Genomic DNA, 24121 nt, shown 5'->3' on the forward strand with positions numbered 1-24121 from the left:
GCGCCGGCCACTCGGCAGATCCCGGCGCGACCGACAATATCGTAGCGCGATGCGAAGGCGACAAGGGGTGAGGAACAGTCCACGCAGGGGATGGAAAGCCAATTGCCGGGTTTCCACGTGACGAATGCCCATGGTGACAGCGAAGTGGCCCTTTGGGGTTATGGTTTGGCGACCAGGCGCACCAATATCCCGGTATCCGCAACATCGCGGATTGCCTTGGCAATCTGCCGGAATGACCCACAGGCGATCAAGCTTCCCGGTGCGGGTTGTTTTCCCTGGCCGGGGTCGACAAAGGCGGAGATTTCACGATCCGTGTCGGAAACCGCCAAGAACGATGTGGCGACGATGCCCTCGCCGCAAGTGGCGCATCGAATACAGTACGACCCGAACTGGACGATCACCTCGGTTCCGTCCGATCCACACGAGGCACATTGCAGCCTGTCGTTCATCGGCTCGGCCCTTGGTCCGCAAGGTGCCCTAATTCGCCGCCATGTGATCCGCCAGCGCCTGCGCCTGGGCGAGCAGGGCTGGATAGGCCGGGGTGTCCGGCAGGCTCTTGCCCATGCAGGCGCGGAAGTCGTTGTCGCCTTTCGTCCAGGCGGCATTGGCGGCGTCGGATGTGTTTTCGTCGCTGTCGTCGGTGGCCTGCTTGGCCAGTTTCTGGGCGGCGGCGTCGGCGGCGGTCCACGCCGCGTCGCAGGCCGCGATCTTGGGGACGGGCGGTGTCGCGGGCGCTTCGGCGATCAGGACGCTGTTGCCCTTGACGACGGTGACGACGACCTCCTGGTCGGAGTTCGGCCCGATATCCTGTGCCCAGCCGCCAAGACGGGCGATCGCCATGTCGGCGCCGTCAGGTTTCTTCAGCGCGAAGTCGAGCGTGCCGGTGAAGGCGGCGTCGCTGCCGATGGCCTGGGTGTAGAAGGCATCGAGCTTGAGCGCCGCGTCGAAATTGGTGGGCAGTTTGAGGTCGGCGTCGGTCTCGGCGGCGCGCGACCGCAGCCAGCGCTCGACCAGCCCGCGTGTCGAGGCCACGATGCTGGGGCCGTCCTCGGTGCCGTGGCGCAGCCCGTCCAGCATGCCGAAGCCGACATCGGAGGAACTCAGGCTTTCGATGTTGATCTTGCCGGCCGCCGGAAAATCCTTGACCGCGAAGGGGCCGAGCAGGGCGGAAAGCCGCTTTTCGAGATCGGCGCGGGCCTTTTCATTGGCCGCATCGAGCGTCTCCACCGGTGCGTTCGTGCTCTCCATCGCCGCGATGTCGGCAATCGCCTTGTCGCGCGCGGCGATATAATCGTCCTCGGGCGAGGCGGCGAAGGCAACACTGCTCGCCAGGGCAAACAAGACCGTCCAGACCAACCGCATGACAGAACCTTTCTTCGTGGCGGATCAACAGGCCAGGCAGCCATCGGGCAGCTTTGCGGCTATTGCGCGGCAGAAAACGCCCAGGCGAAACATCCTGATCGGGCAGGCATGCCAAGCGCCGCCATTAACCATCGATTAACTATCCGTTCGCCTTTGAATCAAATTTGACGGATACTGTTTTCAGGTCAAACGAGGCTGCTCGAGGGGCCGGAGAAGACAGTAATCATAAGCGTGGCGCGCCACTTTCGGTCGCGCCCGACAGGTTGAAATCAAAGAAGAAGCGACGGACCACCGTCGCCCCGCGGGGAGGCGTCAGCATCATTTTTTTGATGAGGATCGCCAGAATGAACATCGAAGATGCGGTTACTGCCGTAACAGCCGACGCCAACACGCTCACGTCGTGCCTCGGCCAGCCCGTCATTGCCTACCACGTCACGGCAATCATGCGAGAGGCCGACCGGGAACACGCCAGGCAGATGCAACTCGCCCTGATGCGGCGAAGCATCGAGGCGCTGGTCGATGACGGCCTGGAGGATGCGGCCGCCGAGCGTTTTGCGTCGCAGTTCCATGGGCGTCTCGGCTTGGCGTGGAGGCTGCTGCACGCGGCCGATGGTGTGGCGCACTGAAGGGAGGGCTTGCGGCGCGAGCGGGTCGTCACGTCGCCATGCGCGAACAATAGTCAGGAGCAGTTCTGTCGATTATATAGGCGTTTTTTCAGCCCGATCGCCGTCCCGTGACTCCTGCCGCCGTTCTACAAGCCACAATCGAACTCATGCATGAAGCCGATAGCGTCGCGCGTCCCGCGGATGCTGTCGTCTCGGCCTGGTTTCGGGCCCGTCGCTATATCGGCGACAAGGACCGCGGGCGGATTTTAGAGTTGCTCTACGCGCTTCTGCGACATCATGCACGGCTTGGCTGGTGGCTGGTCAACCATGGGCGCCAGGATATGCCCCGCAACCGGCTGCTCGCATGGCTCATCCTGAAGGAAGGCAAGACGCCCGATCAGATCAAACGCTTGTTCAACGGAGCGAAATTCGCGCCTGCCATCCTGAAGGATCACGAGCACGCGCTGCTGGTCAAACTGCAGGGATGCACGATCGACCATCCCGGCATGCCGGAAGAGGTGCGCCTTGAATGCCCGTCCTGGGCTGCCGATCCGCTGCGGCGTCGTTTCAAGGAAGCGTTCGGGAACGAGATGGCCGCGCTTCTGACGTCGGCGCCGCTTGACCTGCGCGTCAATCCGATCAAGTCGACCCGCGAGGCCATGCTTGGCGCGTTGAAAGATCTCGGCTTGCGGGTGCAGCCATCGGCCCTCGCGCCTTGCGGCATTCGCGTGCATGAGCGCCCCTCGCTGGCGAGCCTGCCGATGCTGAAAAGCGGCGAGGTCGAGATTCAGGATGAGGGCTCGCAGCTTGTCGCCATGCTGGTTGGCGCCCGGCCGGGCGAGCGCGTGGTCGATTTCTGCGCCGGAGCCGGCGGCAAGACACTGGCCATCGCCGCGCAGATGAACAATAGGGGTCACGTCGTCGCCTGCGACGTCATGGACGGCCGTTTGAAGCGCGGCGCCGAGCGCTTCCGGCGGGCAGGGCTGCACAATATCGAGACGCGACTTCTGGCCGGCGAAGCGGATCGGTGGATCAAGCGCCACAAGGGTGGTTTTGATCGCGTGCTGGTGGACGCGCCATGCAGCGGCACCGGCACATGGCGACGCAATCCCGATGCGCGCTGGCGCGCGTCGGCGGAACAGGGGCTGGATCATCTCGTGTCGTTGCAAGCCCGGATTCTGGCGAGTGCGGCGCGTCTGGTGAAGCCCGGCGGACGGCTGGTCTACGCGACATGCTCCATGCTGCCAGAGGAGAACGAGGAACAGGTGGCCGCTTTCCTCGATGTGCATCCGGCTTTTCGCGCCGTGCCGTTGCGCGAGGCCGCGCCGCAGCTGACGAATTCAGCCCATTCCGACTATCTGTCGCTGACGCCCGCGCGCCATGATACCGACGGCTTCTTTGCCGCCGTGATGCAGCGGGAAGGCACGCTCCCGACCGAGCGCGCGCTGATAAAGGGCAAAGCGGACTAGACTAGCTAGCGGCTCAACTTCTTTGGAAAGGGCACGCCCTTGGTGGTGAAGCTCTGGCCTTTGCCGGCGGGGCGCATGGGGCGCTTCGTGCCGGCAGCCTTGCCGGTTCCGGGCGGCTGGTGGGCGGGCACGAGCTGGTCGGGGCGAGGACCGATAAGGTCGGCGCGCCCCATCTCCTTCAAGGCATCGCGCAGCAGCGGCCAATTGTCGGGATCGTGGTAGCGCAGGAATGCCTTGTGCAGCCGGCGCTGCCGGCCGCCGCGAACGGTCTCGACCTTGTCGGTCGCGCCGCGCCGCACGCCCTTCAGCGTGTTGACGCCGGTGTGGTACATGGCGGTCGCCGTGGCCATGGGCGAAGGCAGGAAGGTCTGCACCTGGTCGGCGCGATAGCGGTTCTTCTTCAGCCAGATGGCCAGCTGCAGCATGTCCTCGTCGGTCGTGCCGGGATGAGCTGCGATGAAATACGGAATGAGGTAGTATTTCTTGCCGGCTTCCTTGGCCGCGGCGTCGAACATCTCCTTGAAGCGGTCATAGGTGCCGATGCCGGGCTTCATCATCTTGTCGAGCGGCCCACGCTCGGTGTGCTCGGGCGCGATCTTGAGGTAGCCGCCGACGTGGTGGGTCACCAGTTCCTTGACATATTCGGGGCTCGTGACGGCCAGGTCGTAGCGCACACCGGAGGCGACCATCACCTTCTTGACGCCCTTGACTTCGCGGACCTTGCGATAGAGCCGGATCAGGTCGTCATGCGAGGTGTTGAGGTTGGGGCAGATGTCGGGAAATACGCAGGACGGCAGGCGGCAGGCGGCCTCGATCTTCGGGTCCTTGCAGGCCATCCGGTACATGTTGGCGGTCGGCCCGCCGATATCGGAGATCACGCCGGTGAAGCCCGGGGTCTTGTCGCGGATCTTCTCGATCTCGCGCAGGATCGAGCCCTCGGACCGGTTCTGGATGATCCGGCCTTCGTGCTCGGTGATCGAGCAGAAAGTGCAGCCGCCGAAGCAGCCGCGCATCACCGTCACCGAAAACTTGATCATGTCCCAGGCGGGGATCTTCGCATCGCCATAGGACGGATGCGGCGCGCGCGCGTAGGGCAGGTCGTAGACGGCGTCCATCTCGTCGGAGGTCAGCGGGATGGGCGGCGGATTGAGCCACAGGTCGCGGTCGCCATGGCGCTGGACGAGAGGGCGGGCATTGCCGGGGTTGGCCTCGCGGTGCAGCACGCGCGAGGCGCGGGCATAGGCATCGCGATCGCTCTCGACCTGTTCGAAGGACGGCAGCCGGATCACGGTGTCGCCGGGCTTGCGGGTCGCGCCCTCGTCGGCGGAATCGAGATCGTCGGCGTGGAGTTCCGTAAAATGCTCGGGCACGCGGCGGAACAGGGCGACACCCCTGATGGAGTCGAGCTGGCGTGGCGTGTCGCCGGCGGCGAGCCGGTTCGCCACCTCGACGACGGCGCGCTCTGCATTGCCATAGATCAAAAGATCGGCCTTGGCATCGGCCAGGATCGAGCGGCGCACCTTGTCGGACCAGTAGTCGTAGTGAGCGATGCGGCGCAGCGAGGCTTCGATGCCGCCCAGCACCAACGGCACGTCCTTGTAGGCCTCGCGGCAGCGCTGCGTATAGACGATCGTGCAACGGTCCGGCCGCTTGCCGCCGTCACCGCCCGCCGTATAGGCGTCGTCATGGCGCAGCTTGCGGTCCGAGGTGTAGCGGTTGACCATGGAATCGAGGTTGCCGCCGGTGATGCCGAAGAACAGTCTCGGCCTGCCCAGCGCCTTGAACGGCTCCGCCGACTGCCAGTCGGGCTGCGAGATGATGCCGACCCGAAAACCCCGGGATTCGAGCAGGCGGCCGATGATCGCCATTCCGAAACTCGGATGGTCGACATAGGCGTCGCCTGTGACCAGCACGATGTCACATTCATCCCAACCGAGCGCCGTCATCTCGGCGCGGCTCATCGGCAGGAACGGCGCGGCCCGTCCGGCATGAGGCTGGCGGCCGGACAGTGGAATGATGTCTCTTTGGGCGCTGGCTATGGTTTCCATCGGCGACGTATAGGACGCCGCGAGCGGGAATTCAATTAACCTCGACCGGTGGCTCCGGAACTCACCCCAAACCCTTCGTCAGCCGCTCAAGCGCATCCACGATCAGATCGCAAAACTTCGCATGGTCGAGCTTCATCGCCACGGTATGGCGTCATGGATTGCCGGATACTCGATCCGCAGCAGGCCGCCATGTGTGGTCATCACCGTTGCTGATTCAAGCAGAACCGTCTTTGCCGCATGGAGCAGGGGGCCGCATGGAGCAGGGGAAAGCTTCATTCGTTCGTTCGAATGACAACAAGCAGGGAAATAGGAGGTAGCGTCCAGGTGACGCGGCATCCAGCCGTAGCTCGAACCAAGTGGAGAATACGATCGCGGTGGGGGTCGCGCCAGGTGGAGTCAGGTGATGAATCATTTGCAGGGTACCAGGTCCAAATGTCCGCGCTTTGACTTCACCTTTACCAAACGACGGCCTTCGATCTCACTTCACGGGATATTTGGCAGCCGGCGTAACGCCTTGCCATCCCTCGTTTCGTCAATCCTCATCCTGCTGTTTGCGTCTCCGGCAAACAGCCAGCTGGCGCCCGATGCGTCCGCGACTGCCGCAGCCAATGGCCGTTCGCCGGTCGCGGTTTCGAACCGCACCGATATCGCGAAGGACGAGGATGAGCAGGCCTTGCGCCGCGAACTGGCCGCGGCGCGGGCCGAGTTGGCCAGGCAAGCGCAGGCCCTGAAGGAGCAGCAGCAGACGGACGAAGCGCTCACGCTCAATCTGGAGACGGCGCAGCGCGCCATCGAAAATTTCAGGGCGGAAGCCAGCCTCTGGGACAGCAAGAAAAGCGCGATGCCTGAAGCGCTTCCCGCCGCGGATGCGTCCCAGGCCGCCGCGACGCAGGCGCTCGATGAAGCGCGCCAAAAGGTCGGGCTGCTGGAACAGGAACTCGCCACGGCCCGTCAAACGATCGATGCGCTCAAGACAGGCGCAAATCTGTCTGTAGCCGAGCAGGCCAAGGCGGTGGAAGACCGGCAAGTGGCCGACGCCGCCGCGAAGCAGGCGCTGGATGAGGAACGCCGTAAGGTCGGGCTGCTGGAACAGGAACTCGCCACGGCCCATCAGACGATCGCTGCGCTCAAGACAGGCGCGAATCTGGCCGTCGCGGAGCAGGCCAAGGCCGAGAAGGACCGGCAAGCGGCCGACGCCGTCTCAAACCAGGCTCGCAAGGCGCTCGAACTGGAACGTCAGCGAGCCGATTCAGCCATGCGTGACCTCGACATTGCCCGCAGGGAAAGCGACGCCTTGAAGCAGAGCTCAATGGACTTGAGCGCGGCGCTGGACCAGGAGCGTGAAAGGGCCAACGGCCTGGCACGCAGCCTCAGTGCCGCACGCGAGGAAATCGACAGCATGAAGATCGAAGGCGCCGGGGAAAAACGTCGGACCGCGACCGTGGTGCGCGCATCCAAGGCCCCCAAGAGCGCGCTCGCGAGTTCGCTGCCGCGTCCGGTCACGGCCCGTAAACCGGGCGCGCTGAAAAAACGCAAGGTGAAGGGTCCAAAGTCGCCGCAGCCCGTCATGACGGCAACCTTCGCTCTTCCCCCTGCATTGCTGCCAACCCGCCCACTTTCGCAGTGAAAGACAGGCGATCGAAATGCACGGCGCAGGGAGGATGACAGTGAAAAAATATGCAGCGGCCGCGTTGACGATCGGTATCGCGATCGGGCCTGCCTCGGCTCTCGATGCGGGTTTAGGCGGCAAGGTCGGTGGCCTCGGGCTCGATGCTGGAGTGAGCGCCGGTTCGCAAGGCGCATCCGTAGGGGTGGGCGCGAGCGTCGGCGGTGTCGGCGGATCAAATGTCGGCGCTTCGGTCGGCGCAGGAGGCGGATCAGTCAGCGCGGGCGTCAGTGCCGGCGGTAGTGCCGGCTCCGCAGGCGGAGGCCTCTCGACAGGTGTCGGCCTGGGCGCCGATCCGTCCGCCGGAAACGGATCGGCCGCCGCCACGGCAGCCAGTGGTTCTGCCGCGACAGCCACTGCCACGACACCCTTTGCCTCTGCCAAGACGGCGAGGCAGTCGGTCGTCCTGCCGCCCGTCCTCAGGCCTTCCAAAGCCGGTCAGGGCGACCTCGCCAGGGGATATCCCTTCGCACCCCTGGAGGCACTGAAAGCGAAACCCGGCACGCCAGAAGCGATCGTACAGGCCTGCCGCGCGGCGATCCTATCCGCCGCCAGGCCGCTTGGCGCCGTTCGTGTCCGCGCGGTGAGCGCAGGTGCCTTGCGTCGAGGTGGGGGCGCACTGACGGCGCCGATCCAGGTGCGAATAGACTATGCGGGACGCGGTGGCATCGAAGTCCGGCAAGCGCAAGTTGGCTGCCGCCTCGATACGGCAGGCAGGGTCATGGCGGTTTTATAGAACCGATCCGCAGGAGGGCACGCGGCGCTTCGCTGGCGTTCGCCCCGGGTTGGTCCGGAATCACCCCTTCCGCTTCTCCACCTCAGCCTTCCGCAGCAGGAACCGCTGGATCTTGCCGCTCGGCGTCTTCGGCAATTCGGCCACGAAATCGATCTCGCGCGGATAGGCGTGGGCCGAGAGCCGTTTGCGGACGTGTTGCGCCAGTTCCTCGGCGAGTTCGGGGCTGCCCTGGTAGGCGGGCGCGAGGATGACGAAGGCCTTGACGAGTTCGGTGCGCTGCGGGTCGGGCACGCCGACCACCGCCGCCTCGTTGACCGCAGGATGTTCGATGAGCGCGCTTTCGACGTCGAATGGGCCGATGCGGTAGCCCGACGAGGTGATGACATCGTCGGCGCGGCCGATGAAGGAGACCGAGCCGTCCGGCTCATATTCCACCGTGTCGCCGGTGCGATAGTAGCCGCCGGCGATCGCCGGCGTCTCGGCCTGGTGGTAGCCGTCGAACCAGCGCAGCGGCGAGTTGGCGATGTCGACGGCGAGGATGCCGGGCTGGTTGGGGCCGAGTTCGTTGCCGGCCTCGTCCAGCACCACCATGCGGTAGCCCGGCATGGCAAAGCCGGCCGAGCCCGCGCGCACGGAATGCGCAAGCCCATGATGATTGTTGACCATCATGCCGTTTTCGGTCTGGCCGTAATGGTCGTGGATGGGCGCGGCGAGGTTGGCGTCGAACCACCGGATAACTTCCGGGTTGAGCGGCTCGCCGGCGCTGCTCACCACGCGCAGCCGGCCCTTGATGCGGGCGGCGGCCTCCGGCCCTTCGGCGAGCAGCAGTCGGAAGGCGGTGGGCGAGCCGGCAAGGCTGGTGACGCCGAGCCGCTCGATGACGTCATAGGTGCTCCTGGCGTTGAAGGCGCCCTCGTTGAAAGTAGTGGCGATGCCGAGCATCAAGGGGCCCGTGATGGCGTAGTAGAGGCCATAGGCCCAGCCGGGATCGGCGATGTTCCAGAAGACGTCGTCGGGGCGCAGCCCGATCGCGTCGCGCATATAGGCGCCGAAGGCCAGCAGCGCATTGAGCGGCACCGGCACGCCCTTGGGCAGGCCCGTCGTTCCCGAGGTCGACATCATCATGAACAGGTCGTCGCCCTTGCGCATGACGGGTTCGCAATCGGGGGAGGCAGAGGCAAGGGCGGCACGGAAGTCGATGTCGCCTTGGGGCAGGGCATCGCCGGGGCCAAGAATGGTGGCGATCGGCGGGGAGGTCTCGATCTCGTCGAGCTTGCCGCGATTGGCTGGATTGGTCACCACCAGCCTGGCGCCGCTGTAGCCGAGGCGGTGCTCGATCGCCTTCGGGCCGAAGGCAGTGAACAGCGGCTGGTAGACGGCGCCGATGCGCCAGGTGCCGAGGATGAGCGCTATGAGTTCGGGAATGCGCGGCAGCATGCCGGCCACGACATCGCCGGGAACGACGCCCAATTGCCTGAGCAGGTTGCCGACGCGGCCGGACATGTCCGCGAGATCGTCGAAGCTGAATTCGCGTAGCTCGCCTCCGGCCGAGATCGCGCGCAGCGCCAGCCGGTTCTCACCGGTGTGGCGGCCGCAGCATTCGACATAGGCGTTTATGCCGGTCGCCGGATCGCCATCGAGCCTGGCGATTTCATCCTCGATGCGAAAGCCCGCAACGGCGTCCTCATAGCGCGGCAAGCCGGTCATGTCAGTCCTCCCTGGCGGCGCCCCATCTCCCCATGGCGCGCCTTCATCTGTCAGATTGCCTGAAATCGTGGTGATGGTCGATTGCGACGAAGGTGGACTGCCGGCCGGGCATTGGCCTCGTTCGCACCGGCCTGTATCATAGCCAGGTAAATGCAGGAGAGGAGGCTCGAGCGTGCGCCTGAACCGGAACCTCTGCGACTGGCGAATCTGGGTCTGCATCGCCATGCTGGCGCTTTGGCCGCGTGCCGCGTCGGCCGACACCATTACGCCGGAGCGCATCGCCGTCGCCCTGTCGAAGCTCGAAGCGCTCGCCCAAGGCGCCGTCGCGGACGGTGCGGTGCCCGGTCTCGCCATCGCCGTGGTGCACGACGATGACGTGATCTTCCTCAGAGGTTTCGGGCATCGCGAGGCCGGCAAGCCCGACGCGGTCGACGCCGACACGGTGTTCCAGATCGCCTCGCTTTCCAAGCCGGTCTCCGCCACCGTGGTGGCGGCGCTGGTCAGCGACGGGACCGTGTCGTGGGATTCGAAGATCGCCGACCTCGATCCGGCCTTTCGACTGGCCGATCCCTATCCGACCAGCCAACTCACCGTCCGCGACCTGTTTTCGCACCGCAGCGGACTGCCCGGCACCGCCGGGGACGACCTCGAGGACATAGGCTACGACCGTGCCGAAATCCTGCATCGCCTGCGGTTCGTGCCGCCATCGTCGAGCTTCCGTGCCGGCTACTCCTACAGCAATTTCGGACTGACCGAGGGCGCCGTCGCGGCCGCCATGCCGACAGGCAAGCCCTGGGAGGAGGTCGCCGAGGAGAAACTCTACCGGCCGCTTGGCATGGCCTCGACCAGTTCGCGTCATTCGGATTTCGTCAAACACGCCGATCGTGCCGCGCTGCACATCAAGGTCGATGGCGCCTGGGCCGCCAAGATAGAGCGCGATCCGGACGCGCAGGCGCCCGCGGGCGGCGTCAGTTCCACCGCGCGCGATCTCTCGCAATGGGTGCGCCTCATCCTCGGCAACGGGGTCTATGCCGGCAAGACGCTGATATCAGCCGATGCGCTGGACCAGACGCATGTGCCGCTGATGACGCGCGGCAAGAACCCCGTCTCCGGCGGCGAGTCCTTCTACGACCTCGGCTGGAATGTCGAGTTCGGCCGGCATGGGCTCAGCTGGGGCCATGCCGGTGCCTTCAGCGTCGGCGCGCGCACGCTGGTGACGATCTTCCCGCGGGAGAGGCTTGGCATCGTCATCATCGCCAACGCCTTCCCGACGGGTGTGCCGGAAGGGCTGTCCGACAGTTTCGCGGACCTCGTCTTCGAGGGGGCGGTGCAGAAGGACTGGGTCAAGGCATGGGACGGCATCTATGCCGGAATGTTCGGCCCGGTAGTCGAGGCGGCCAAGGCCACCTATGCCGCGCCGCCATCTCCGGCAAGGCCGTCCAGGCCGGCAAGTGCCTATGCCGGCCGCTACGCCAACGACTTCTTCGGCAATGCTGTCGTGGCGAGTGCGGGAGACGGCCTTGTGCTCAAGGTCGGCCCGGCGGGTGCCCGGTCCTATTCCCTGGCGCATTACGACGGCGACCTGTTCCTGACCTTCCCCGATGCCGAGACACCGGACAGGCCAACCGGCGTGAGCTTCGTCGTCGGCCCCGACGGCAAGGCATCGGCCATGACCATAGGCTTCCTCGACGAAAATCATCTGGGCACGCTGCGGCGCGTGCGCGACTAGCGGCTCTCAGGGGCAACGAGCGGCGTTGCCCGATGTCGGATCGCCGCCAAGATCGACGCGATGGTTCACTACGTCGATTGCAGGTGAGGTCTAGCTTCCTTTGTCATGCCTTATGTCGGGGCTTTGCCCAGTCGCCAGATAGCACCCGTGTTGGATATTTCAGCCAGCGGTTTTGCCAGCCTATAGGACGGGAACGCGTCAACTGCCTGGCTATTCGCCACCAGGTAGATCGGGCAAGTCGCGCATAGCGCGGCAATTGCTCTTTGTTCACGGTCGAGGACGTCCTCGCTTTCTATCGCGCGGATGACATGACGGCCGGAATAGTAGACGAACACCATGTCACCATAGGGCGTGACGATGATTGCGTTGTCGGGCAGGACTGATTTGGACAGATCAGCCAACGCGATCATTTCATTGCTCGGCGTGAAATCCGAAACGGTGCGAATAGCCGCGTAGGACGACGATGCGGCCAGCAGCGGCGCCACCAGGCATGTGAGCCTGCGGTAACGATGAGACCGGCTCTGGTCAGGCACGGCTGTTTGCGCCAATCTTGTCCTTTGATGCGGAAAAAATCGCTCAACGAGAAGTCCCGCACCGCAGGCGGCGGCCGGCAACAGGATCAACAGCTGATATTCGTGCATCGCCAAGTGGTTGCGCATAAAGGCCGCCCACAAACAGAACATGCTCAACGAGCCGAGATAGATCGCGACCGCGGGCCTTGGAAGTTTGGTTGCCGTCAGCATGCAGACGCCACCGCCCACGAGACCGAGCATGCCGATTACGCCAAGGGACGGCAAACGCCCCAGAACCGCATGCTGCAAATAGTAAGTCACGGTATAGTCAGGCGGGTAGAGGTCGACATTCGAGCCAGAGCGCATCAGCGCACGGTTCCAGAGTTCCTCCGCGAAATATGGATATTCTGTCCCGTAGAGCAGAACGATAGACAGCAAAGCCGCAACCGCTGCAAAACCAAACAAAACCAGCGCCGACGTGGTCTGCCGATGACGATCGCGCAGGGCAAGGAAGCAAAAGGCCGGCGCGGCCAGCAAGGGCTCCCAGGAGGTCATTACCGCCAGGAAATATGCGAACGCACCGACGCCAAGCAGAATTCGCCGGTGCGAGGCACTGGTATCGCGCGCCGCCGCGCCCGTATTGCGTGCGAACAGAACCAGAGCGAGCAGTGTCAGCATGATCGCCAGGTGCAGATGAAGGCCCGCAAAGCCAAAACTGAACATGATGGGAGCGCCCAGAAACGCAAGCACGGCAAGACCGGAGGCGGTCTTGTCGGATGGCCCGGCGAAGCTTCGCCAGATCAACGCTGCCGACATCACATTCAAGGCAACGGACAACAGGTGTTGCACGATCACACCTTCGCCAAAGACCCGGAACCACAAGGCAAGAAGGATTGGATAAAGCGGCGGCCAATGCAGATACGCATCGGGGGAGTTTGTCAGGGGACCGTTGTTCTGGACGGGGACCAGTCCCAGGTCGAACAGCCCATTGACGTTGAACGCCCTCGCTATCACTGCAAAATGGCTACTGGCCGTGGCATGTATGTAGTTGTAGGCGTCCAGTTTTATGGCGATTGCGGTGAGCACGACCACCGCCAGGCATGCCGCCAGATGGATCACCGCCACCGGGGTCCACGGCCAGCGAGGGGCGAATGCCGATGCCGGCACGGCCTGCAGGCTGCCGTTGTCGCTTGTTTTCATCGCGCCGGCCGTTTCTCGTTGCCAGCAGAATGAGGCTCGACGACGAACAACAGGGAATCACGAAGGTTGAGCGGCAGTGTCAGACGCCTCAGGATCAGCGGAGCCTTGAGCCGCAATCTTCCTGGAAGGTAGGCCATCACGCGATCCCAGAGGTAATCGGCGTTGAAATACCAGCAGGGCCGTTCTGTGTGGATCGGCTTCAATCCCGCCGCATTGCACGCTCTTTCCAGAGTTGTCTTGTCGAAATAGCCGATATGCGCGGCCCGGAAATGCCACCAATACCTGCCCATCAGACGCGCCAGTACGGACTTCACGTCCGGCGTGACCATGACGAGCTTTGCGTCCGGGGCCATCACTTCGCGGATGGTTCGCAACAGTCCCACGGGGTCGGAAACATGTTCGATCACGTCGATGAGGCAGACGATGTCGAATGGGCCCTTTACATCCTTGTGAGGCAGCACGCCGCAGACAACCTCGAGTCCGCGTTCCATGGCCCTGGCCGCCAACCAGCGCGATGGTTCGACGCCAACTGCGGAAAAGCCTCGTTTTTCTGCCTCATCGATCAGCAGGCCGATGCCCGCGCCGACGTCCAGAAGCCGCGCCGGAGCCGGACGGAATTTCTCCACAAGCTTCAGCAATCTGCGCGCTTGCAGGGCTCGCGGCTCGGCGGTCAGCGCGTATCCCGGGTCTTCCATGTCCTGGTAGAGTGCAAGGACGTCGGAAATCTCCGGGCACTGCAGGAAGCCACACGAATCGCAGCGGAAAACTGCCGCAGTCACCCCGTAGTTTGCGTCCGTTATGGCGACAGCATCCGCTGTCATCTTTTCGCCGATTGTGGACTGGCGAAACAGCATCGTGTCGGCCGAGCCACAAACCCAGCACGACGTGCCGCCGTCTTGGGTCGGCTTCTGCGCGAAATCCATCATGGAAATATCCGAAGGCGCTGAAAACCGGGCACCGCGCGGCGCGGTGCCGGTTCGGATCCGCCGGACCAGTCCAGCACCGGCAAGCTGTTTGCCTGGGCGAGCCTGCGCATGGAGGGTTTGGGGTTGACCACATATCCGGAACCGGCAGCCGTCAAAAGCGGCAGGTCGCTCGAGTGATCCGAATAGGCGACAATGTGCATGTCGGGCGTGTCATTCGACAGAAGGGCCTTGAGCCTTTCGACCTTGTTTGCGCCATAGCAGTTCTCGCCGTCTAGCCGCCCGTCCAGGGTCGCACCAAGATCGCCAGCCATTCGCCACGCCGCCTTCGACGCTATGACGTCATCGAATGCCAGATGTCGTGCGATGGCATCGACATAGAGATCCAGGCTTGCGGTTATGAGGATCAGCCTGTCACCACGTGCACGGTGCGCCTCTATCGAGGCGACAGCGCCCGGCCGAAGCCCGGTCTCAACGACAAGAGCCGCAAAGTCGGCGCAATAATCCGCCAGCGCCTTCCGGCTGGCTCCGCCGCATACGGCTGTAAGGAATTTCTGCTTGGCCCAGTCGTTGCCCCGCAGCCCGATCCAGAAGGCCAGGAGATGAAATGGCAATGGAATGCAACGAAAGATGCGCGAGGGGTTCCTGGCCAGAAAGCCGAGCAGGAACGGCACAAACGTATCCGATCGCGTGATCGTGCCGTCCAGATCGTAGACGGCTGTTACGGTTTTCCGGACTGGCGTTCTCGGAGGCATCATCGCACCGCGGAATGTGCGGTGAACGTGTAGAACCGGTTGGCGATGAAGTTGAATCCGGTCACCAGCACGATCGCCGTTGCCTGTGCCAGGAGATATGGAAGCCCGACCGCCAGCCCGGCATAGAACACCCATGAATTGATCATAAGACCGAGGCTTGTGACGATCACGTAGCGCGTCAGCGCCAGGCGATGGTCATTCTCCGACCGAAAAACCCAGCGATGCTGGAGATAATAGTTGAAGGGAACCGCGGCGCAGAATCCGATGACCGAGGCGATGACCTTTTTCACGCCGGCAAGCTCGACCAATCCAACCAGGATGGCATAGTGGATTGCGACCGCCGTGACGCCGACGGTCGCGTAGCGCGCGATCTGGCTGGTCGGCATGCTCCTCAATTGCCGGTGTCCTGGCCAAGCTGTTGCACATCGAGCAACGGATAGAGAAACGGCATATCGACAAGCTGCATCACCGCCACTGCCGCTACCAGGAAGCCGACATAGGCCATGAAAGGCGTCTCCCGAAAAAGCCTCTCGGGTCGCTGCGCCGCCGATCCGTTTTTCATGCCGATGGAAAGGTACCAGACGAAGAGTATCGCGAAGAGCGGAAACGACAGGACGAACTCAATTCGGTGCTTGATGAGGAAGATCGCGAGGAAGAAACTTGCGGTGATCGCGTAGAAAAACCCTGAAAGGAGGAGGGTCTTTTCGTCGTATCCGGCAAAGGAACGCCTGTAGAGGCTGGCTCGCTGGGGATCGCCGATGAAGCGGAATTCAGCGTATCGCTTGATCGCCATGAGAAAGGCTCCGCCCATCCAGTAGGCCATCAGAACGGAGGATGGAGGAAAACTGCCGTCAACGACGATGAACCAGCCGAGAAGCAGTCGGAGCGGATTGTTGACCGATTCAGAAATCACGTCGAGGTAAGACCGATCCTTCGTCCGGAACGGACGAACGTTGTAAAGGACTCCCATCATCAAAAGAACATTGCTGATGAGGAAGAAGTCCTTCGACACCAGGGAGGCCAATCCAAGCCCCACGACCGAAAGAGTGAGGTACTGCGCAAAGATTTGAGACGCGACCAATCTGCCCTGCGCCGCCGACCGCATGTGCTTTAGCGGATGATGACGATCGGATTCCGCGTCAAGCCATTCGTTGATCGTATAGTTGGCGGAGGCGATCAGACAGGTGGAGATCAGGCCGATCAAAACGGCAGAAGCAATATCTGGCCGGACCGCCGGCACGAACAGCACCCCGATGACCAGGCCAGGGATCATGAAAACGTTCTTGAACCAATGATCGGGCCGGGCGATCGCAACCATGTCCGCGAGCGGAATTCGAACGGCTGTTATGAACGCGTGCATTGCGTCACTCTTTGCGGTATTTGATAAGTTCTGCAGAAGACGAAGCCGTCTGCTCGTATATTGGGTTCTGTAGATTAAGATTTCACGAATTCTCTACTGCGCCTGAACCCACGGCGTCGTATCAAGTGATATCCGTACCTGTACAATACATAGAATTTTAAATTAGAGCCTCCTTATAGGGTGGCGGCAATTTTCTTGATCTGTTTCTCCGCAGGCTCTTAACGGGCTGTCATGGATATGTTCCCGATTTCCCAACGGAGGCCAGTCCGTTCATGGCTCCAAAACAGCCGGAAGACGGCGGCTTCCGGCTTGGGATTTTTCCCCTAGGTATGGACGGCTCACAGGGCTAGCATAGAGGCATTGGGGGTATGCGATGACGGACGTCTCGATACGCCGGGCGGATTTCATGATGGTCCTGGCCTATGCTTCGGACCTCGCCACTGGCCATTCTCGCGACTTCGCGCTGAAATCCTGCGTGCTTGCGATGCGGATCGCCGAGCTTGCGGGTGTGTCCGATGAGGTTCGGCGCAACGCCTACCATCAGTCGATGCTGCGCTATGTCGGCTGCAATGCCGACACGGACCTTCTGTCGGCCACATTCGGCGATGAGATCGCCCTGCGCCAGGACCTTGTCGGTCTCGACATGGGCAATCGTGCGGAACTGGGCAGGGTCTTCGTGCAGGCCTTCAAGCGGTTCTACTACGATCTCGAGCCGGACGCGCAGGCCAGGGCGATCGAGGCCGCGATGTCGCAGGCGCTCGCGGTGGCCCGCCCGGTGCTCACCGCGCATTGCGAGGTCGCGCAGCGGATCGGCGCGCGGCTCGGCCTGTCCGACGAGATCCGGCGCAATCTTGGGCAGATCTACGAACGCTGGGACGGCAAGGGCCTGCCGCGCGGGCTGAGCGGTGAGGATGTCCTGCCCGCCGTGCGCCTGATCACATTGGCGCAGGATGCGATTGCGCTCAGCGATGCCGTCGGCATCGACGGGATGGCCGAAACCGTCGCCAGCCGCGGTGATGGTCCATACGAAGCGGATCTGGCCCGGCTCGTCTCGGCCAACGCGGCGGTCCTGATGGAAGGCATCGGCGCGACGGTCGACCGCGAGACGATCCTGGCGCTCGAGCCGGATCCGCCGGTGACGCTGGACGAGGGGGCTTGCGACGAGGCGTTCCTGGCCATAGCCGACATGATCGACATGCGCATGCCGTTTACGCAGGGCCATTCGAGGATGGTGTCGGAACTGGCCGCGGGTGCGGGCAAGCGGATCGGGCTGCCCGACCCTGACGTTCGCGCGCTGCGCTGGTCGGGCTGCATCCACGACATTGGCGAACTGGTGGTGCCGGTGGCGACCTGGATGCGCAACGGTCCGCTGTCGGTGCGCGAACGCGACGCGGCCCAGCTGCACGCCTATTACGGCGAGCGGGCCCTGGCCTCGTTCGGTCGCGAGGGCGAGGCGATGGCCGCCCTCGTGCTGCGTCATCACGAGCGCCTGGACGGCTCGGGCTACCACCGCAAGGTCGGCGGCTCGGACCTGTCCCCGGCGGCAAGGATCCTGGCCGCTGCCGAAGCCTTCCAGACATCGCGGGAGGAACGTCCGCACCGCAAGGCGCTGTCCAGCGAGGCGGCGGCGACACAGCTGCGCGCCGCCGTGCGGGACGGCTGTATCTGCCACGACGCCGCCGAGGCCGTGTTGTCCTTCGCCGGGCAGCCATCGCGGCGGGCCGTGCCGCGAGCGCTGGCCGGAATGACGCCGCGCGAGATCGAGGTGCTGCGCCTGATCGCCGCCGGACTTACGGCGAAGGAAGTGGCCCGCAAGTTGGATATATCGCCCAAGACGGCGGACCATCATATCCAGAGCGTCTATGCCAAGATCGGCGTGACCACCCGCGCCGCCGCGGCGCTCTATGCGGTCGAGCACGGCCTGGTCCGGCCGGGCGAGACGCAGGCATAGGGAATCCACCCCATGCGCGCCCGCTCCGGCGCGCGCATCGTGATCCTGTCGACAGGCCAATGATGGCCGCGACCGACAGGAGGAAATCAGATGCTTCTCGCAACGACCAAAGTGGCTGATATCGACCACTTCATCCGTATCTTTTCGACCAAGGGCGCCGACAAGCGCCGGCTGCACGGCTCGAACGGCGCGACCGTCTTCCGCGACCCCAGCGAGCCCGACCGCGTCTGGGCGATCTTCGACTGGGACGCCGAGGGCTGGAAGAATTTCGTGTCCGATCCGGAGGTGCCAGCGATCCTTCAGGAAGCCGGCCATGTCGGCAAGCCGCAGGCGGCGCTGCTGCTCGGCCATTACGAGGCCTGAGGTCCCCGCACAGAGCGCAGCGCGCCGCCTGGCGGCGGCGCGCCCCGACGAACCCCCAGATTTGGAGAAATCAAATGGATCCGAAACCCATCAAGATCGGCCTTATCGCCGAACTCACCGGCCCATTGTCTTTCATGGGCGTTGCAAATGCGAACCTCACCACCATGCTCGTCGACGACATCAACGCCAAAGGCGGCCTCCTCGGCCGGCCGGTGGAACTCGTCATCGAGGATGGCGAGACCACAGACAGCGTTGCCAAGGCAAAGGCCGCGAAACTCGTCGACGTCGACAAGGTCGACGTGGTCGTCGGCGGCATCTACAGTTCGACCCGCCTGGCCGTCAAGAGCGAGGCGGTCACCCGGGGCAGGACGCTCTACATCTATACCGAGCAGTATGAGGGGCAGGAAAACGATCCCCTGATCTTCTGCACCGGACCCGTACCCGCCCAGCAGGTCGAGCCGCTGATACCATGGCTCATGAACAGCACCGGCGCGAAGCGGTTCTATTTGCCGTCAGCCGACTACATCTGGCCCCATTTGCTGAACAAGGCGGCGAGCCGGGCGGTTCGCGCCAATGGCGGCGAGATCGTCGGCGAGGAGTATTTTCCGCTCGACACTGTCGATTTCCGGCGGACGGTGCGGCAGATCATGGCGAGCGGCACCGACGTGGTTTTCAACACCATCGTCCCGCCGGGCCTGACGCCGTTCCTCGAAGAACTGCACAAGGCCGGTTTCGGCAGACGCGGCGGCAAGATCGTCTGCACCTACTTCGACGAGAACTTCTTCAATCTGGTGCCGTCCGAGCAGATCGAAGGCCTCTACAGCTGCCTCGACTACTACCAGGAACTCGACGAACCGTTCGGTCGCGCGCTGTTGCGCCGCTACGGTGAACGGTTCCCTGGTGGGGCTACCCTGACCGCGGGCAGCGGATGCACCGGACACTACCGGGCGATCAAGATGTGGGAAGCGGCGGTGAAGGAAGCGGGCAGTGCCCAGCGGGACGCGGTCATCCGGGCGCTCGATCACGCTCGCATAAGCGAGGGACCGGGCGGTCCGGCCGAAATGGTCCCCGGCCAGCACCATGTTCGCATGAACATGTACATCGCGCAGGCGCAGGCCGGCCGGTTCCGGGTTGTGAAGAACTTGGGTTCGATCGATCCCAAAGAGCGCGTGCTTAGCGACGAACTAAGCAACGCTGGGTAACTGGCTGCGCCGGAAGCGGACGTTCCGCTTCCGACCCAACCCGGTCTTTGAACGTGTTTGGCCTTGTCACCAGAGCGGCGAGTCCGGCTAATCGTTCACACTCACGACGCCTGGCCGTATCGGAGCAGTTTGAAGCAGTCGCCGCTGCCCGACTTCGCCTGCGACAACACCGGTTTTGACCGGTCGAGCCATTCCTGGTGCGACCTGGCGTCGGCCTCGATCGCATTGACCGGGGCAGCGCCGACGAAGCCGCGCCCTTGGCTGAACAGCCAGCAGGCGCGGGCCAGATGCTGCCTGGAGCGCTGGCGCAGCAGATCGGCATCGTAGAAGATGTCGAGCACCTCCTGCTTGACCCGGCGCTCCTTTTCAGGGTCGGCGACCGCTGCCCCTGCCGGATCGCCGCCGATCGTGTCCCGCAGGTCCTTGTAGTCGAGGGCGAGCTGGGTGGTGGCGTATTTGATCTCGCTCTCGTCGCGCACGATGTCGAACCACAGCCTGGAATCGAGCTCGTTGACGACGAAAGAGGATTCGAAATCGCGCGACAGGTTCAGCACCTCGAAGTCCGCGAGATCGACGTCGCGCTCGACCAGCAGAATCCTGGCCGCCTGCTTGCCGAGCTCTGGCCCGTGGAGGCTGACGGCGGTGTTCTTGCCGCCGAGTTGGGGGCTGAGATAGGGCCCGCCTTCATCCAGCAATTCGTCGAATTCTTCCAGCGACTGCATGACCGGCGCGCCGCGGGCAATGCGCGCGGCCAGCTTGGCGAGAACCTGCTGCAGCTCCGTCTCGCGTCGGCGCTGGTCCTGATAGTTCTGCTGGAAGAAGAAGATGAACAGCGACACGCCGATGCCGATCAGGATCACGCCCAGCTGCGAAAAGATGTTGCGATAATATTCGAGCAGCTTTTCGCGATGGCGCACGTCGTTGCGCACGCTGTGGGCGACGCGAAGATTGACGATCAGCGACAGGATGAGCAGCCCGGCGCCGACCAGGATGAGGCCGCCGATGAGGAGGTAGCCATGGCCCGTGCTGAAATCCATCCGCGTGCCCCAAGACCCCAGACCGCGCAGGATAGTGCCATTTTGCCCCAATACCTACCGTTTCGTCGGCGATGGGGTCGACGGCGAGGAGATACCCGTGATGGGCCGCGGAATGGTCCCTACAGGTTCGCCTCGGCGAAGATGCGCGCGGCCCAGTCGAGGAAGACGCGCAGGCGCGGCGAGAGTTGGCGGTTCTGCGGGTAGAGCGCCGACAGCGGCGTCGGCGAGGGCGGACAGTCGGCCAGCACCTCGACCAGTGTTCCGTCGGCCAGGTCCTTCTCGAAGCGATAGCGTGGCGCCTGGATGAGGCCGAGGCCGAGCCGCGCGAGGTCGGCGGCGGTGTCGGAATTGTTGGCGGCGACGCGGCCCGGCAGCCTGATCTCGCGGGTCTTGCCGTTGACGGTGAATTCGAAGGGCAGCACCTCGCCGGTGCGCGACGAGACGAAGCCTACCGCCTGATGGCCGTCGAGCGCGTCGGGGGAGGCGGGCATGCCGTGGCGTTGGAGATAGGCGGGGCTGGCGCAGGTCATCTCGCGGATCATCCCCAGCCGGCGCATGATCATGCCGCTGTCGGGCGGCTCGCCGACGCGGATGACGCAATCGACGCCCTCGCGCACGAGGTCGACCAGCCGGTCGCTCTGGCCGATCTGCAGGTCGATGCGGGAATAGCGGGCGAGGAATTCCGGCAGGCGCGGCAGCAGGAAAGTGCGGGTGAGCAGCGTGCTGGCGTCGATGCGCAGCAGGCCGAAGGGCTCGGCCTTGCGGAAGGCGGCTTCCGCGTCCTCGATCTCGGCCAGGATCGACAGGCAGCGCCGGTAGTAGGCCTCGCCGTCCTGCGTGGCGTTCACCTGCCGCGTCGTCCGCTCCAAAAGCCGCGCGCCGAGATGTTCCTCGAGCCGGCGGATCGCTTCCGTCGCGGTTGAGCGCGGCAGGCCGAGATCGGCGGCAGCGGCGGTGAAGCTGCGCCGCTCCAGTACGCGAACGAAGAGCCGCATCGTATCCAGGCGATCCATGCTCTTTGTTCGCAGTTTCCGAATAGTGATGTCAAGGGATGGCCGATTATCCGGTAGAGGGCTGCATCTATATCCGCGTCACCGACAACACGGAGAGACTTCCATGACAAACCAGCAGACAAGTGCGGGCCAGCAGACAAGTGCGGGCCAGCAGACAAGTGCGGGCCAGCAGACAAGTACGGGCCAGCAGACAAGTAGGGGCAACCCAAGCAGAACCGCGATCGTGACCGGCGGCTCCAAGGGCATCGGTGCGGCGATCGCGCAGCGGCTTGCCCGCGACGGCTTCGCCGTCGTCGTCAACTATGCACGGGGCCGCGCCGAAGCCGAAGCGGTGGTCGGCGCGATCGAAGCCGAGGGCGGCAAGGCGATCGCCGTGCAGGCCGACATCGCCGATCCCGCCGGCATCGCCACCTTGTTCGATGCCGGCGAGAAGGCCTTCGGCGGTGTCGATATGCTGGTCAACAATGCCGGCATCATGAAGCTGTCGCCGATCGCGCAGACCGGCGATGCGTCCTTCGACGCGCAGGTCGCGGTCAATCTCGGCGGCGTATTCCGGGGCATGCGCGAGGGCGCGAAACGCCTTCGCGACGGCGGCCGCATCGTCAATTTCTCCAGCAGCGTCGTTGGACTCTACCAGCCGGGCTACGGCGTCTACGCCGCCACCAAGGCGGCCGTCGAGGCGATGACGCATATCCTGGCAAAGGAGCTTGGCGCGCGGCGCATCACCGTCAACGCCGTGGCGCCCGGCCCGGTCGAGACCGCGCTGTTCATGGACGGCAAGAGCGCGGCGCAGATCGAGGCTACGGCCAAGATGATCCCGCTCGGCCGGCTCGGCCAGCCCGACGACGTTGCCGGCGTGGTCTCGTTCCTGGCCGGACCGGACGGCGGCTGGGTCAACGGGCAGATCATCCGTGCCAATGGCGGCGTGATCTGAGCGGGCAGTCGCCGGTGTCTTCAGCGACCCGCTCCACCCTAAGGCCTGAAACCCAATCCGCACCAGAAAAGGAAACGACGATGCCATTCGCCAACATCAAGATCCCGCAAGCCGCACTCTCCAGAGCGCAGAAGGAAGACCTCATCCACCGGACCACCGCCATGTTCGTCGATCTTTTCGGCGAAGGCGTGCGGCCCACCACGATGGTGCTGGTCGAGGAGGTCGCCGACGGCGGCTACGGCCGGGCCGACGAGGTGTTCGTCATGCCGGAAGCCTATCGCGCCAGGGAATAGCGCGAGCCTTCGATGCATGTCCGGCTCCCTGAAATCCGATGCCTCTCCGGGGCGACATGCATCAGGCGGGGCCAGGTGGAAAGTCCCGAGCTGTCCACCTGTCTTGCTCGTGCTTGCTTCCGGTCCGCAGGCGAGGGAACCAAGTTCTGAAAGGTCTGCGCCCTCACCTCCCTCTTGTGGGGAGGGTCGCTGCGAAGCAGCGAGGTGGGGTCGGCGCGGCGCTGCAAGGCTTGGCCCGTCGCGAAGTCTCAAGACACCAGGCTCAGCGACTGCTCCTCCGCATCCTCCAGCCGTTCGGCCTTACCTGCGGTCCGGTACCGCTTGGGCGCGGTGCCGGTGGCTCGCTTGAAGGCGTTGCTGAAGGCGCTTTCGGAGGTGTAGCCGAGAGAGCGGGCCAGCACGGCCACGGGCGTATCTTCCTCGCGCAAGGCGCGCTCGGCCAGATGCATGCGCCATTGCGTCAGGTAGGTCAGCGGCGCGACGCCGGCGGTCTGCCTGAAATGGAAGGCAAAACTGGTGCGCGACATGGCAGCGGCCCTGGCGAGTTCCTCCAGATGCCAGTCGCGGCCGGGGTCGCCATGCATCAGCCGCAGCGCCAGCGCCAGTCGCGGATCGGCGAGTGCGCGCAGCCAGCCGGCGGGCATCAGGCTCGACGTCTGCAGATGCGCCCGCAGCACCTGGATGAACAGAAGTTGCGCCAACTGCGCCGATGCAAGGCTGGCGCCCGGCTGGCCATCCGCCTGCTCGCGCACCAGCTGGTCGAGGATCCAGCGCAGGATCGTGGCTTGCGGCGACGAGGCCTGGATGTGCATCCATGGCGGCAAGACGTCGGCCAGCAGCCGACCGCTCGCCTGGTCGAGCAGGACATGGCCGCCAATATGGGAGAAGTCCTTGCCGTCACCGAGTTGCGCGATCTTGCAGCCTGAGAACACCGCCATGGCGTCGAGCGGCGGCATGGACAGGTCGCTGGCGAGGATGAAGGAACGCCTCGAGGCGAGCAGCAGCACGTCGCCGGTGTGCGCATGCACCGGCTCGTCCTCGCCCTCGAGGCGCATCCAGCAATCGCCCTTCACCACCGCGAAGAATTTGATTTTTTCGGGCGCCGGGAAGCGCAGCGCCCATGCCCCGCCGGCAGTGAAGCCGCCTGTCACCATGGTTTGCGCGCTGGTGAATTTGAGGATGTCGGAGAAGGGATCGCTGGTCATGTTCGTACTTTTGCGCAATTTATGCGGATTTTCAAGTATTCACAATCCGAG

23 protein-coding genes are annotated in these 24121 nt (G+C 64.1%); 10 read left to right on the forward strand and 13 right to left on the reverse strand.

The window, feature by feature from the left end:
* Positions 1-158: 158 nt before the first annotated feature.
* From QQK95_RS12905 to QQK95_RS12915, 3 genes are all read right to left on the reverse strand, one after another.
* The gene (locus tag QQK95_RS12905; protein WP_284272851.1) at positions 159-449 is read right to left on the reverse strand and encodes a hypothetical protein; all 291 of its coding nucleotides are present in this window, start codon (positions 447-449) and stop codon (positions 159-161) included.
* A gap of 28 nt (positions 450-477) precedes the next feature.
* On the reverse strand, positions 478-1362 hold the full coding sequence (locus tag QQK95_RS12910; RefSeq protein WP_284272852.1) for a hypothetical protein: 885 nt from the start codon (positions 1360-1362) through the stop codon (positions 478-480).
* 223 nt (positions 1363-1585) lie between these two features.
* Positions 1586-1714, reverse strand: a complete 129-nt coding sequence (locus tag QQK95_RS12915; RefSeq protein WP_284272854.1) for a hypothetical protein — start codon at positions 1712-1714, stop codon at positions 1586-1588.
* Between QQK95_RS12915 and QQK95_RS12920 the strand changes: the two genes are divergently transcribed.
* A complete protein-coding gene (locus QQK95_RS12920; protein ID WP_284272856.1) occupies positions 1707-1988 on the forward strand; it encodes a hypothetical protein in 282 nt (93 codons plus the stop codon). The two genes, QQK95_RS12915 and QQK95_RS12920, sit on opposite strands and share 8 nt — an antisense overlap.
* A 146-nt stretch (positions 1989-2134) precedes the next feature.
* Complete coding sequence (locus QQK95_RS12925) at positions 2135-3436, forward strand: RsmB/NOP family class I SAM-dependent RNA methyltransferase (RefSeq protein WP_284272858.1); 1302 nt, start codon at positions 2135-2137, stop codon at positions 3434-3436.
* A gap of 5 nt (positions 3437-3441) precedes the next feature.
* On the opposite strand, the gene QQK95_RS12930 is transcribed toward QQK95_RS12925, so the two are convergent.
* The gene (locus QQK95_RS12930; protein WP_284272860.1) at positions 3442-5484 is read right to left on the reverse strand and encodes a YgiQ family radical SAM protein; all 2043 of its coding nucleotides are present in this window, start codon (positions 5482-5484) and stop codon (positions 3442-3444) included.
* 403 nt (positions 5485-5887) lie between these two features.
* On the opposite strand from QQK95_RS12930, the gene QQK95_RS12935 reads away from it, so the two are divergent.
* Both QQK95_RS12935 and QQK95_RS12940 read left to right on the forward strand, forming a co-directional pair.
* Positions 5888-7111 (forward strand): coiled-coil domain-containing protein, encoded by a 1224-nt coding sequence (locus tag QQK95_RS12935; protein WP_284272862.1) that lies wholly within the window; start codon positions 5888-5890, stop codon positions 7109-7111.
* A gap of 40 nt (positions 7112-7151) precedes the next feature.
* Entirely contained in the window at positions 7152-7886 is a 735-nt protein-coding gene (locus tag QQK95_RS12940; protein WP_284272864.1) for a hypothetical protein, read from the forward strand.
* A 60-nt stretch (positions 7887-7946) separates the two neighbouring features.
* Here the strand turns inward: QQK95_RS12940 and QQK95_RS12945 are convergent, their stop codons facing one another.
* A complete protein-coding gene (locus QQK95_RS12945; protein WP_284272866.1) occupies positions 7947-9593 on the reverse strand; it encodes an acyl-CoA synthetase in 1647 nt (548 codons plus the stop codon).
* Positions 9594-9765: 172 nt separating this feature from the next.
* On the opposite strand from QQK95_RS12945, the gene QQK95_RS12950 reads away from it, so the two are divergent.
* Positions 9766-11322 (forward strand): serine hydrolase, encoded by a 1557-nt coding sequence (locus tag QQK95_RS12950; RefSeq protein WP_284272867.1) that lies wholly within the window; start codon positions 9766-9768, stop codon positions 11320-11322.
* Between the two features lie 110 nt (positions 11323-11432).
* Here the strand turns inward: QQK95_RS12950 and QQK95_RS12955 are convergent, their stop codons facing one another.
* From QQK95_RS12955 to QQK95_RS12975, 5 genes are read right to left on the reverse strand one after another with little or no spacing between them, the layout of a single operon-like run.
* Positions 11433-13034, reverse strand: a complete 1602-nt coding sequence (locus tag QQK95_RS12955) for an ArnT family glycosyltransferase (RefSeq protein ID WP_284272869.1) — start codon at positions 13032-13034, stop codon at positions 11433-11435.
* The gene (locus QQK95_RS12960; protein WP_284272871.1) at positions 13031-13960 is read right to left on the reverse strand and encodes a class I SAM-dependent methyltransferase; all 930 of its coding nucleotides are present in this window, start codon (positions 13958-13960) and stop codon (positions 13031-13033) included. The genes QQK95_RS12955 and QQK95_RS12960 overlap by 4 nt, the downstream gene beginning before the upstream one ends.
* Complete coding sequence (locus tag QQK95_RS12965; protein WP_284272874.1) at positions 13957-14712, reverse strand: HAD-IB family hydrolase; 756 nt, start codon at positions 14710-14712, stop codon at positions 13957-13959. The genes QQK95_RS12960 and QQK95_RS12965 overlap by 4 nt, the downstream gene beginning before the upstream one ends.
* Positions 14712-15098, reverse strand: a complete 387-nt coding sequence (locus tag QQK95_RS12970) for a GtrA family protein (protein WP_284273017.1) — start codon at positions 15096-15098, stop codon at positions 14712-14714. Before QQK95_RS12970 ends, QQK95_RS12965 begins: the two co-directional genes overlap by 1 nt.
* A gap of 5 nt (positions 15099-15103) precedes the next feature.
* Positions 15104-16072: a UbiA family prenyltransferase gene (locus tag QQK95_RS12975; RefSeq protein ID WP_284272876.1), complete on the reverse strand. Its 969-nt coding sequence runs from the start codon at positions 16070-16072 to the stop codon at positions 15104-15106.
* A gap of 373 nt (positions 16073-16445) precedes the next feature.
* On the opposite strand from QQK95_RS12975, the gene QQK95_RS12980 reads away from it, so the two are divergent.
* From QQK95_RS12980 to QQK95_RS12990, 3 genes are all read left to right on the forward strand, one after another.
* Positions 16446-18023 (forward strand): HD domain-containing phosphohydrolase, encoded by a 1578-nt coding sequence (locus QQK95_RS12980; RefSeq protein WP_284272877.1) that lies wholly within the window; start codon positions 16446-16448, stop codon positions 18021-18023.
* 90 nt (positions 18024-18113) lie between these two features.
* Positions 18114-18386, forward strand: coding sequence for a hypothetical protein (locus QQK95_RS12985; RefSeq protein WP_010910579.1), 273 nt, complete (start codon positions 18114-18116; stop codon positions 18384-18386).
* Between the two features lie 74 nt (positions 18387-18460).
* The gene (locus QQK95_RS12990) at positions 18461-19588 is read left to right on the forward strand and encodes a substrate-binding protein (protein WP_284272894.1); all 1128 of its coding nucleotides are present in this window, start codon (positions 18461-18463) and stop codon (positions 19586-19588) included.
* A 101-nt stretch (positions 19589-19689) separates the two neighbouring features.
* Here the strand turns inward: QQK95_RS12990 and QQK95_RS12995 are convergent, their stop codons facing one another.
* Together QQK95_RS12995 and QQK95_RS13000 are read right to left on the reverse strand one after the other, a co-directional pair.
* Complete coding sequence (locus tag QQK95_RS12995; RefSeq protein WP_284272896.1) at positions 19690-20625, reverse strand: hypothetical protein; 936 nt, start codon at positions 20623-20625, stop codon at positions 19690-19692.
* A 119-nt stretch (positions 20626-20744) separates the two neighbouring features.
* Positions 20745-21638, reverse strand: coding sequence for a LysR family transcriptional regulator (locus QQK95_RS13000; RefSeq protein WP_284272898.1), 894 nt, complete (start codon positions 21636-21638; stop codon positions 20745-20747).
* A gap of 103 nt (positions 21639-21741) precedes the next feature.
* Here QQK95_RS13000 and QQK95_RS13005 point away from each other — a divergent pair, with 103 nt between their 5' ends.
* Both QQK95_RS13005 and QQK95_RS13010 read left to right on the forward strand, forming a co-directional pair.
* On the forward strand, positions 21742-22572 hold the full coding sequence (locus QQK95_RS13005; protein ID WP_284272899.1) for an SDR family oxidoreductase: 831 nt from the start codon (positions 21742-21744) through the stop codon (positions 22570-22572).
* Between the two features lie 80 nt (positions 22573-22652).
* Complete coding sequence (locus QQK95_RS13010; RefSeq protein WP_284272902.1) at positions 22653-22865, forward strand: tautomerase family protein; 213 nt, start codon at positions 22653-22655, stop codon at positions 22863-22865.
* 248 nt (positions 22866-23113) lie between these two features.
* Here the strand turns inward: QQK95_RS13010 and QQK95_RS13015 are convergent, their stop codons facing one another.
* Positions 23114-24070 (reverse strand): AraC family transcriptional regulator, encoded by a 957-nt coding sequence (locus QQK95_RS13015; protein WP_284272904.1) that lies wholly within the window; start codon positions 24068-24070, stop codon positions 23114-23116.
* Between the last annotated feature and the right edge of the window lie 51 nt (positions 24071-24121).

Source organism: Mesorhizobium huakuii (genome assembly GCF_030160235.1).
GTDB lineage: Bacteria > Pseudomonadota > Alphaproteobacteria > Rhizobiales > Rhizobiaceae > Mesorhizobium > Mesorhizobium huakuii.